Below are 351 nucleotides of genomic sequence, written 5' to 3'. Positions count from 1 at the left end.
TCAGCCGGGGCTTAACGGTATCGCCCAAACCGTCCTCGGCGGTCTGATAGATGATATTAAAAGGCTCAATTGTTTCCATACCGGGCAAGGGCTTTCGGTTGGTGCAAGCCGCCGCAAGACGCATGGCAAAGTAGGTCTTTCCCTCGCCGGGGTTGCCCTGTATGATCGTCAGCTTTCCAAAGGGGATATACGGAAACCATAGCCAATCCACGCTCGTCAGCTCCACATCTGCCATACGGAGCATGGGGACAGGCTGGGCGGTGGGCAGCTCTCGCAGCGTGATTGTTTCCGCTATAAATTTGCGGCTGGGAATGTCCCCTTGCTGACGGAGAACATCGTTCCAGTCTTTCC

At 55.6% G+C, this 351-nt stretch carries 1 protein-coding gene; it reads right to left on the bottom strand.

Features of this window, described 5'->3' with window-relative positions; all coding sequences use genetic code 11:
- On the bottom strand, positions 1–351 hold a 351-nt coding region (locus LI162_RS15345), incomplete at both ends, for an AAA family ATPase (protein WP_227156886.1).

This window comes from Mediterraneibacter sp. 210702-DFI.3.120 (genome assembly GCF_020561005.1).
GTDB lineage: Bacteria > Bacillota > Clostridia > Lachnospirales > Lachnospiraceae > Mediterraneibacter > Mediterraneibacter faecis.
This window is presented reverse-complemented; position numbering and strand designations above follow the sequence as displayed.